Here is a 10603-nt window from a genome sequence, read left to right as displayed (position 1 = left end):
CGGCGTGTTCGGGAGGTGAACATCGCTCGAAAGTCTAACGGCTTCGCGCATTTAACCCGGGCGCCGCGCTGGCGAGTCACCAGCCAATATGGGCGAAAATCGCTGGTCGAGCGCTCACCCGTAAGGGGAGTTAACTTCAGTCACACGAGCAACATTCGGGAGGTCACTATCGTGGATACCTATGGACCTCAAGCGACGGCTGCCCATCCTGCGCTGGTCGGTGTGGCGGATGGCCACCGGCGTGCGCAACATCACCACGACGGGCCAGATCGGTGACGGCCGGGAGGCGGCCGCCGCCGAATACGTGCTGCGGAACGCCCGCGCCGGCGACGTCGACGGCGCGCTGGCCGCCCTGGACACGTTCGCCTACGAGAAGTCGATGCTGATGAGCATCGGCGACGAGAAGGGCCTCCTGCTCGACGCGGCCGTGCGCCGCGCCGATCCTGCGCTGGCCCTCGAGCTGGGCACCTACTGCGGCTACGGCGCGCTGCGCATCGCCCGCGCCGCCCCGAGGGCCAAGGTGTATTCCGTGGAGCTCGCCGAGGCCAACGCCGCCAACGCCCGCCGGATCTGGGAGCACGCCGGCGTGGCCGACCGGGTCACCTGCGTTGTTGGCACCATCGGCGACGGTGGGCGCACCCTGGACGCGCTGGCCGACAAGCACGGATTCGCTTCGGGTGCACTGGATTTCGTGTTTCTGGATCACGACAAGAATGCCTACTTGGGCGATTTGATGAGCATCGTCGATCGGGGCTGGCTGCATCCGGGCGCGATCGTGGTCGCCGACAACGTGCGGATTCCCGGTGCGCCGAAGTACCGCGAATACATGCGCCAGCAGCAGGGCAAGGGGTGGAATACGGTCGAGCACAAGACGCACGTCGAGTACCAGTCGATGGTGTCCGACCTGGTGCTCGAGTCGGAATACCTGGGCTAGGTGTCCCGCGAGCTATTGCGCGCGGGGATGCGCCCCGGCCCACACCTCGCGCAGCGCGTGCACGGTGACCAGCGTGTAGATCTGCGTTGTCGTCACCGAGGCGTGCCCCAATAGCTCCTGCACGACGCGGACGTCCGCGCCGCCCTCCAGCAGGTGGGTGGCGAAAGAATGCCGCAGCATGTGGGGCGACACCCCCGAGGTGATCCCGGCACGCTCGGCGGCGTCCTGCAGCACCTGCCACGCGCTCTGCCGCGACAGCCGGCCCCCGCGGGCGTTGAGGAAGATGGCGGGCGTCCCGCGGCCGCGGCGCGCCAGGTCGGGGCGGCCGCGCACCAGGTAGGCGTCCAGCGCCTGCACGGCGGGGCGCCCGATGGGCACCAGCCGCTGCTTGCCGCCCTTGCCGCGCAGCAGCACCGACCGTGCCTCGGTGTCGATGTCGTCGACGTCGAGGCCGACGGCCTCGGAGATCCGAGACCCGGTGGAGTACAACAACTCCAGCAGCGCGCGGTTGCGCAGCGTCAGCGGGCCGTCGCTCGGGCCGTCCCCGCCGGCGCCTTCGAGTAGCGCCAGCACCTGGTCGATCGTCAGGCTCTTGGGGAGGCGACGGCCGGGCGTCGGCGGACGCACAGCCCGAGCCACGTCCAGCTCGGCGAGACCTTCGGCGGCGGCGAACCGGTGCAGGCCGCGCACCGCGATCAGCGCCCGCGCCGCCGACACCGCCGACAGCGCCGCCGTCCCGGCCTCGGGATCGCCGCGGCGCAGCGAGACGAGGAACTCGCTGACGTCGTCCTCGCCGACCTTGGCCAGGTCGTGAATTCCGCGGTCCGACAGGTGCTTCGAATAGCGGCGCAGGTCTCGGCGATAGGAGGTCAGCGTGTTCTTCGCAACGCCCCGCTCGATGGTCAGGTGGTCGAGGTAGCCCTGCAGCTGGGTGTCCAGAACCGCCGCCGTCATTGCGCGGCCTTTCGCGCGGCGAACGCAGTAGGCTTGTCGGTCCACGGGCTGCCGGGCGGGCGCGTCATCATGAACTCGGTGGTGGCGACGTGCGCGGCCAAAATCCCCGCCACCGCAATGGCATTCACGATCTCACCCCTGAACACCTTGTCGACGGCATCTTCGAGCGGATACCACTGCAGCGTCATGTCGGCCTCTTCGTCGTGCGCCTCGGGCCGGTCCACCTGGGTGAGGTCGGTGGCCAGGTAGACACGCACCGATTCGTCGCTGAAGCCGGGCGTGGAGTCGAGGTCGACGAGCACCCGCCAGGTGTCGGCTTTCAGGCCGGCCTCCTCGTGCAGTTCCCGGGCGGCGGTCAGCTCCGCGGGCTCGCCGCCGATGTCGAGCAGCCCGGCGGGCAGCTCCCACAGCCGCCGCCCGAACGCGTGCCGGTACTGATAGACCAACGGGATGTTGCCGTCGTCGTCCATCGCCACCACGGCCACCGCGCCGAAGTGCTCGACGACTTCACGGGTGACGAGCTTGCCGCCGGGCATCCGGACCTGATCGCGGCGCAGCGCGAAAATCTTTCCGGTGTGCAGCGTTTCGGATGACGCCGTCTCGAAGACGTGCTCAGCCACGGGTCGCGGGCTCGGGTAGCGGCCGCTGAACGCTGTCACGATGCTGGTTGCCGTTGGACGACTGCTCCGGGATCTCCACCGGAAGCTGCTCGCCCGCCTTGTAGTCGAGGGAGGCCTTGACGAACGCGACGAACAGCGGGTGCGGCCGGGTGGGCCGGCTCTTGAGCTCCGGGTGGGCCTGGGTGCCGACGATGAACGGGTGCACCTCGGGCGGGTACTCGACGAACTCGACGAGGTGGCCGTCGGGCGAGGTGCCCGAGAAGCGCAGCCCGCTCTCGGCGATCTTGTCGCGGTAGGCGTTGTTGACCTCGTAGCGGTGCCGGTGCCGCTCGGACACCTCCGTGGCGCCGTACGCCTGGGCCACAATCGAATCCGGCTCCAGCACCGCGGGGTAGGCCCCGAGCCGCATGGTGCCGCCGAGGTCGGCGTTGCCGGCGACGATGTGCTCCTGGTCGGCCATCGTGGAGATGACGGGATCCGGTGTGCCCGGCTCGAATTCGGCCGAGTTGGCCTCCGTGAGGCCGGCCGAGCGGGCGGCCTCGATCACGATGCACTGCAGCCCGAGGCACAGCCCAAGCACCGGCAGCCCCCGTCCCCGGGCGTGCCGGATGGCGCCGATCTTGCCCTCGATGCCGCGGATGCCGAAACCGCCGGGGACCAGCACGCCGTGCACGTCGCTCAGCGCGGCGGCGGCGTCATGGGGGTTCGCGCAGTCGTCGGACGGGATCCACACCATCTCGACCTTGGCCTGGTGCTTGAACCCGCCGGCGCGCAGCGCCTCGGTGACCGACAGGTAGGCATCGGACAGCTCGACGTACTTGCCCACCAACGCGATTCGCACGGTCTCGTGCGGCTCGTGCACCCGGCGCAGCAGGTCGTCCCATTCGGTCCAGTCGACGTCGCGGAACGGCAGGTTGAGCCGGCGCACCACGAACGCGTCGAGCTCCTCGCGGTGCAACACCTTCGGGATGTCGTAGATCGACTTCGCATCCGGGGTGGAGATGACGCCGTCGATGTCGACGTCACACATCAGGGCGATCTTGTTCTTCAGCGGCTCGGGAACGTCGCGATCGCAACGCAGGATCAGCGCGTCCGGGGTGATACCGATGCTGCGCAGCGCGGCCACCGAGTGCTGGGTGGGCTTGGTCTTGAGCTCACCCGAGGGCGCCAGGTACGGCACCAGCGACACGTGCAGGAAGAACACGTTTTCCCGGCCGAGGTCGTGGCGCACCTGTCGCGCCGCCTCCAGGAAGGGCTGCGACTCGATATCGCCTACGGTGCCGCCGATTTCGGTGATGACGACGTCCGGGCGGTTCCCGTCGGCGTCCGGCTGGGCCATGGCCAGGATGCGCCGCTTGATCTCGTCGGTGATGTGCGGGATGACCTGGACGGTGTCGCCGAGGTACTCGCCGCGCCGTTCTTTGGCGATGACGGTCGAATACACTTGCCCGGTCGTCACATTCGCCGAGCCGGACAGGTCGCGGTCCAGGAATCGCTCGTAGTGGCCGACGTCGAGATCGGTCTCGGCGCCGTCCTCGGTGACGAACACCTCGCCGTGCTGGAACGGGTTCATGGTGCCCGGGTCCACGTTGAGGTAGGGGTCGAGCTTTTGCATCGTGACGTGCAACCCGCGGGCCGTCAGTAGCTGCCCCAGGCTGCTGGCGGTGAGCCCCTTGCCGAGCGAGGAAGCAACCCCACCGCTGACGAAGAGGTGCTTGGTGGCGGTTTGCGGGTGCTTACGCACTGGCGACCTCCGTGAAGACGGGCAGGGCTTGGATTTGTCTAGCATTTAACTAGCTGGGCCTGCCGACCCACGGAAATCCACCCTAACATCCGGCACGCCGACGCGCCGCGAACACGCCCTAGCGCGAGGGCCCATCGACGATTTACTGGGGCACGGTGATCGAGGTGGCGCCGTGCCCGGTGCCGTACTGCCCGATGTGGCCGCCGTTGATCAGATCGTGCAGGCCCAGGACCGTCGTGATCCGTCCCGGCGCGGCCTCGATGTCGTCGACGGTGCTGATCGCAGAGTTCATGCCCGCATCGGCGCGGGCGACGGCAACCGCTGAGCCCCCCGTCGCCGAACCGTCCCGGCCCGCCAGCAGCGTGCCCGAGCCGTGCGGCGCCAGCGCGGCGGAGAACCGGGCCACGCTCACGCCCTGATTGCCGGCGTCCTGCGGCAACGCGCCGCCGGTGACGACCAGCGCGGCATTGGCCGCCCCGAGGTGGTCGGCGGGCTGATAAGTGATGAAGCCGGTGTCGCGGAGCGACGCCAGCACCGTGTCGCGCTGCGCGTCGTCAATCGGCGGGGTGGCCGGGTTGGCGTTGATCAGCATGGCGATGCCGAGCAGGTCGCCGGCCTGCGAGCCCTGGTCGATGAGCTTGGTGCTCAACTGCTGACCGGCGGGCAGGATCGACGAGTTCACCACCGTCCGCAGCTTCTCCGCGGAGTTGGCGTCGACGAACTCCTGGGTGAGCGAGACCGTTCCGGCGACGGTTCCGCCGGCCTGGCCGATGAATTTCGCGATCGCGGCGACGTCGTCGTCCCGGGCGTCCGGGGTGCGGAACATCACCACCGACTTCCCGCCCAGCGCGTCGTGCACCATCCGGCCGGCCAGCTGGTTGTCGAAATTGTTTGCGGCGGCTAGCTTTTCGTTCATCGCGTTCTTCTGGTCGTTCAGGCCGCTGATCTGGGTGTACAGGTCGCGCTTCTCGTCACGCAGGCTGGACAGCAGGGTGTCCGAGAGGAATCCGGACCCCAGCACGACGCCGACGGCCAGCGCCAGGAAGACCGCGGCCAGGGATAGGGCGTGTTGGCGTAACGAGATCATTTAACGAACCGTTCGTCGAAAAGCTATGTGAGCAAGTGCTGTATCCACAGGGTGAAGTGGTTCCAGTAGTGGGTGACCCAGTGCATCACCACGCCGTCCGTGCGCGAGACCCACAGCGCGACGATGACGGCGATCAGCATCGTCAGCGCCAGCAGCGCGATGGCGCCCGCCGAAATGTGGTTGCGGTACAAGGTTGCAACGGCCTTGGCGTCGACCACCTTCTCCCCCACCCGCAGCCGCGTCAAGAACGTCGAGGGGTTGCTCTGGGTGCGGTTGCGGTCGAAGAACGTCTCGATGTTGGCGGTGTGGCCGGCCGTCACCAGCAATGCGGCGCCGTGGTGATCGGCCAGCAGCAAGGCCAGGTCGACCGCGGAACCGGCGGCCGGGAAGGTCATCGCCCCGACGCCGAGGTCCTGGATCCGCTCCAGGCCGGGCGCGTGGCCGTCGGCGTCGGCGGGCAGCACGACCTGGGCGCCGCACTTGAGGGTGTCGGTGCTGATCTGGTCGGGGTCGCCGACGATGATCTGCGGGCGATAGCCGTTCTTGCGCAACACATCCGCACCGGTGCCGACACCGATGAGCACCGGTTGGTACTCCTTGATGAACGGTTTGAGGGAGCGCAGCTCGTCCTCGGCGCTGGGCTCGTCGGCCACGATCACCACGTGCCGGCGGCGCAGGTCGACGTCGATGTCGGGGATGCCGATGCCGTCGATCAACAGCGGGCTCTCGCTCTTGATGAACTCGATCGTGTTGCCGGCGAACGCCTCCAGGTGGGCGGCCAGGCCGCTCTTGGCCTCCCGCATCAGGTCGGCGATGTCGTGGTCGGTGCGCTCGGTGCCGCGGACCAGCCGTCGGTCGCCGGAATACACGCCGCCCTCGTAGAGGCGGATCTTGGCGCCGTCCTTGACCTTCTTGAAGACCTCAGGCCCGGTCTCGTCGATGAGGGTCACCCCGTTGTTGACCAGAACCTCGGGCCCGAGGTTCGGGTAGCGCCCCGACACCGACGGCGACGCGTTGACGACGGCGGCGATGTCGGCCTCCACCAACGCGTCCGCGGTGATGCGGTCCAGATCGAGGATGTCGAGTACCACGATGTCTCCGGGGCACACCCTGCGCAGCAGGCGATCGATGTTCCGGTCGACCCGAGCGGTGCCGGTGAGGCCCGGCCGGGACGTGTTACGCGAAAGCAGACCTGACATCTTCATGGGGGCGATTCTGTCCGCGAAGCCAGGGCGAGGCGAGTAGGCGCGCCGTAACATCTGCCTCATAAGTTATCTAGAGTCACATTAGTAACAGGCTGATCCCGGTTCGGTCGCGGCAAGGGTGCGAGGTAATCGCCGCACGTCGACAGTCACGAAGAGTGGCTGGCGGGCACGCCGGTGGGATGGCTGGGTTTGTGATGCTTGTGCGCGTGGTTCCAAAGGTTCAGAGCAAGCAAGACGCCGACGTAAACGAGGAATGTGGTCAACACGAGGACGACGAGCCTTTTGCGCTGCCGGCCGCGGGCGGTCACCAGGCCATAAATCACCGCACCGAATGGCAAACCGATTAGTAGCACCACTGCGACTGCGATCCCCGCATATCCGGCCCAAGGCCCGGACGTGGCTGTGCTCAGTGCCACGTCAATTCGCTGCATCGCCGCACCCTAGACCAAGCCGATCACGAAGGGCCACAACTTCTGATTCTGGCGGCGAGGGTCCGCAGATGTACGGGGTTTGCGGCGTGTCGGCGTACAGACACGCGCGCTCGCTGGACGCGGGACTACGCCCGAAGGGGGACTAGTTCTGCTCGGCCTGGGCGGTTTCGAGCAGTTCGCGGGCGTGCGCGCGGGCGCTGTCGGAGTCGCCGAGGCCCGCGAGCATCCGCGCCAGCTCGGCGACCCGGTCGTCGCCGCTCGCCCGGCGCACCACGCTGGTGCCCTTGGGTCCGGCGCTGTGCACCACCAGGTGCACGTCGGCATACGCGGCGACCTGCGGCAGGTGCGTGACCACGATGACCTGATGCGTGCGGGCCAGCCGCGCCAGCCGCCGCCCGATCTGCACCGCGGCGCGCCCACCGACGCCGGCGTCCACCTCGTCGAACACCATCGTGGTGCCGGCCGCGGAGGCGGCCAAGACGACCTCGAGGGCCAGCATCACCCGGGACAGCTCGCCGCCGGAGGCGCTCTTGGCCAGCGGCAGCACGGTCATGCCGCGATGCGCCGCGAAGCCGAACTCGACCTGGTCGATGCCATCGCCGCCGGCGCGAACCGTCTCGCCCGAGGGCAGCGTCAGGGTGGCCGGATCGTCCGGGTCGGTCGCCAGATCGGTGGCCACGTCGATGGTGAACTCGGCGTCGGCCATCGCCAGCCCGGACAGCTCCGCGGTCACCGCCTTGGCCAGCCGCTTGGCGGCCTTGCGCCGAACTTTGCCGAGATCGACTGCGGCGTCGCCCAATTCGCGCGCCAGCTCATCGACGCGGCGTTCCAGCGCGGTGATCGCCTCTTCGGACACGTCGAGCTGCGCCAGCCGCTCGCGCGATGCGGCCGCCCACCGCAGCACCCCGTCGATGTCGGCGGCGTACTTGCGGGTCAGCGTGCGCAGCTGGGCCTGGCGGGCCAGCTTGGATTCCAGGGCGCTGGCATCGACGGGGAGCTCATCGAGGAAGCCGCCGAGTTCATGGGCCACGTCGTCGACCACCGTCAGCGCCTCGGCGATCTGGCCGGCCAACGCCCGAAGCGTCCCGTCGTCGGTCGATTCCAGTGCCGCCCTTGCCTTTCCGAGGCTGTCGATGGCACCGTGGCCAAGGCCGTCACCGTCGTCGGCCGACAACGCGGCCCGCGCGGTGGCGGCGGCCTCCCGCAGCGTGTCCAGTTCGGACAGGCGCAGGATGTCGGCGACGAGCGCGTCGTCTTCGCCGGGTTGCGGGTCGACCGTGTCGATCTCGTTCAACGCGAACTGCAACCGGTCGGCCTCCTGCGCGAGCTCGCGGGCCCGCTCGCGGCGGTCAATCAGGTCGCGCCGCGCCGTCAGCCAGGCCTCACGCAGCTTGCGGTAGCGCTCCAGGGCCGGACCGGCCTCGGCGAAGCGGTCCAGCGCGCCGCGTTGCTCCTCGGGCCGCATCAGGCGCAGCTGGTCGTTCTGCCCGTGCAGGGTGAGCAGTTCGGTGGTGAAGTCGCCCAGCGACTTCGCGGGCACGCTGCGCCCGCCGAGGGAGGCGCGCGACGGCCCGTCGCGGCTGACCGAGCGCAGCGCGATCACGCTGCCGTCCTCGTCGCGCTCGGCACCGAGGTCTTCCAGGATCGCGTCCAGCTGCGCCGCCGTCTCGTCGTCGAGATCGGTTGTGGTGAAACGGCCTTCGACGACGGCGCGGTCGGCTCCCGAGCGGATCCGGTTCGGGTCGGCGCGGCCCCCGCCGAGCAGGTGCAGCCCGGTCACCACCATCGTCTTGCCGGTGCCGGTCTCTCCGGTCAGCACCGTCAGGCCGCGGCCGAACTCCCCGACCGCGGCGCTGATGGCACCCAGCGACTCGATGCGTATCTCGGTAAGCACCCGGTCATTACTTTCCGCGCCAACCGGTCACCGGCAACCGGAACTTGCGCACCAAGCGGTCGGTGAACGGCGCGCTGTCCAGCCGCGCCCACTTGACCGGGGTGTCGCAGCGGGTCACCTCGATCCGGCTGCCGGCCGGGATCCTCATTTCGCGGCGGCCGTCGCAGAACACCAGCGCGTCGTGCCCGTCCGCCTCGGTCTCGATCGCGATGGTGGCCTCGGGGCTGGTGACCATGGGCCTGCCGAACAGCGCGTGAGCGTTGTTGGGCACCACCAGGATTGCCTCCAGGTCGGGCCACAGCACCGGGCCGCCGGCCGAGAACGCATAGGCGGTGGAGCCGGTCGGTGTCGACACCAGCACCCCGTCGCAGCCGAACGCGGACACCGGGCGGCCGTCGACCTCGACCACCACGCCGAGCACGCCCAGGCGGGGGCCCTTTTCCAGGCTGACCTCGTTGAGCGCCCAGCCGTGTTCGACCTGGCCCTTGTGCAGGACCGCCACGTCCAGCGTCAGGCGGTTTTCCACCCGGTAGTCGCGGGCCACCACGTGATCGAGCACCCGGTCGATCGCCTCGGCTTCGGCCTCGGCGAGGAAGCCGATCCGGCCTAGGTTGACGCCGAGCACCGGAATTCCGGCGTTGCGGGCCAATTCGGCCGCGCGCAGGAAGGTGCCGTCGCCGCCCAGCACCAGCACCAGTTCGCAGCCCTCGGCCGCCGACGGCTCGGCGTCGACCACCTCGATTTCGACGCCCATGGCCCGCATGTCGTCGGGGGCCAGGTTCAAAGGTCCGCGGTCGACCGCCTCGGCGGACAGCACGCGCAGCCCAATCCCATTGTCGCCCAACACTTTCTGAACCCGGCGCGCGGTCTCGGTCGCCTCCTCGCGGCCGGTGTGCACCACCAGAAGCACGGTGCGCTCAAAAGTCATTGCGGGCCCTCTTCCACCGCGCGCCGCACCGCGTCCACCAGCCCATCAGCAGATAGCCCCCGATCGGTCTCGGCGCGCAGCCACAAGAAGTATTCGACATTGCCCGACGGGCCCGGCAGCGGGCTCGCGGTGACGTCGACGGCCTGCCAGCCCAGCTCCCCCGCGCGCCGCGCGACCCGCAGTACCGCGTCGGCGCGCAGGCCGGGATCCTGGACGACCCCGCCGGCGCCGACCTGGCCCTTGCCCACCTCAAACTGCGGCTTCACCATGGGAACGATATCCGCGCTGGGCCAAGCGCATCCAATCAGCGCGGGCAACACGGTAGCCAGCGAGATGAATGACAGGTCGGCCACCACCAGGTCGACCGGGCCGCCGATGGCCTCCGGCGTCAGTGCGCGGGCGTTGGTGCGCTCGACCACGACCACCCGGGGATCGGACCGCAGTGACCAGGCCAGCTGGCCGTAGCCGACGTCGGCGGCGACCACCTCGGTCGCCCCGCGATCCAGTAGCACCTCGGTGAACCCGCCCGTCGACGCGCCCGCGTCCAGGCAGCGGCGGCCCGCGACCGCAACGCCGAAGGCGTCCAGCGCGCCGATGAGCTTGTGCGCCCCGCGCGACACCCAGCCGCGCTCGTCCTCGTCGGTGACGGTCAGGGCGGCGGTGACGTCGACCGCGGTGCCGGGCTTGCGCGCCGGCATGCCGTCGATGCTCACCTTGCCGGCGCCGATCAACTCCGCGGCCTGCTGGCGGGATCGGGCGAGCCCGCGGCGGACGAGCTCGGCGTCGACGCGGGCACGTCGTGCCAC

Annotated in this window: 10 protein-coding genes; 1 reads left to right on the top strand and 9 read right to left on the bottom strand. The window is 69.4% G+C overall.

The window, feature by feature from the left end; all coding sequences use genetic code 11:
- Positions 1–181 precede the first annotated feature (181 nt).
- Positions 182–934, top strand: coding sequence for an O-methyltransferase (locus tag AC5Y4S_RS26655; RefSeq protein WP_500035566.1), 753 nt, complete (start codon positions 182–184; stop codon positions 932–934).
- Positions 935–946: 12 nt separating this feature from the next.
- Here AC5Y4S_RS26655 and xerD read toward each other — a convergent pair whose 3' ends face one another.
- From xerD to AC5Y4S_RS26610, 9 genes are all read right to left on the bottom strand, one after another.
- Positions 947–1888 (bottom strand): site-specific tyrosine recombinase XerD, encoded by a 942-nt coding sequence (gene xerD, locus AC5Y4S_RS26650; protein ID WP_068108751.1) that lies wholly within the window; start codon positions 1886–1888, stop codon positions 947–949.
- Positions 1885–2508 carry an NUDIX domain-containing protein gene (locus AC5Y4S_RS26645; RefSeq protein WP_500035565.1) on the bottom strand — a complete coding sequence of 208 codons (624 nt, stop codon included), beginning with the start codon at positions 2506–2508 and terminating at the stop codon, positions 1885–1887. The genes xerD and AC5Y4S_RS26645 overlap by 4 nt, the downstream gene beginning before the upstream one ends.
- The gene (gene pyrG, locus AC5Y4S_RS26640; protein ID WP_068186181.1) at positions 2501–4252 is read right to left on the bottom strand and encodes a CTP synthase; all 1752 of its coding nucleotides are present in this window, start codon (positions 4250–4252) and stop codon (positions 2501–2503) included. Before pyrG ends, AC5Y4S_RS26645 begins: the two co-directional genes overlap by 8 nt.
- Positions 4253–4394: 142 nt before the next feature.
- The gene (locus tag AC5Y4S_RS26635; protein WP_500035564.1) at positions 4395–5339 is read right to left on the bottom strand and encodes a copper transporter; all 945 of its coding nucleotides are present in this window, start codon (positions 5337–5339) and stop codon (positions 4395–4397) included.
- Between the two features lie 23 nt (positions 5340–5362).
- Positions 5363–6544 (bottom strand): putative cytokinetic ring protein SteA, encoded by a 1182-nt coding sequence (steA, locus tag AC5Y4S_RS26630; protein ID WP_500035563.1) that lies wholly within the window; start codon positions 6542–6544, stop codon positions 5363–5365.
- A gap of 146 nt (positions 6545–6690) precedes the next feature.
- Entirely contained in the window at positions 6691–6975 is a 285-nt protein-coding gene (locus AC5Y4S_RS26625) for a hypothetical protein (protein ID WP_500035562.1), read from the bottom strand.
- Between the two features lie 142 nt (positions 6976–7117).
- The gene (gene recN / locus AC5Y4S_RS26620) at positions 7118–8869 is read right to left on the bottom strand and encodes a DNA repair protein RecN (RefSeq protein WP_500035561.1); all 1752 of its coding nucleotides are present in this window, start codon (positions 8867–8869) and stop codon (positions 7118–7120) included.
- A gap of 7 nt (positions 8870–8876) precedes the next feature.
- Positions 8877–9797 (bottom strand): NAD kinase, encoded by a 921-nt coding sequence (locus tag AC5Y4S_RS26615; protein ID WP_500035560.1) that lies wholly within the window; start codon positions 9795–9797, stop codon positions 8877–8879.
- Positions 9794–10603, bottom strand: a complete 810-nt coding sequence (locus tag AC5Y4S_RS26610; RefSeq protein ID WP_500035559.1) for a TlyA family RNA methyltransferase — start codon at positions 10601–10603, stop codon at positions 9794–9796. Before AC5Y4S_RS26610 ends, AC5Y4S_RS26615 begins: the two co-directional genes overlap by 4 nt.

It is taken from the genome of Mycobacterium sp. NGS64 (assembly GCF_059812245.1).
Note: the sequence above shows the minus strand (reverse complement) of the source record. Positions and strands in the feature narration are given on the sequence as shown.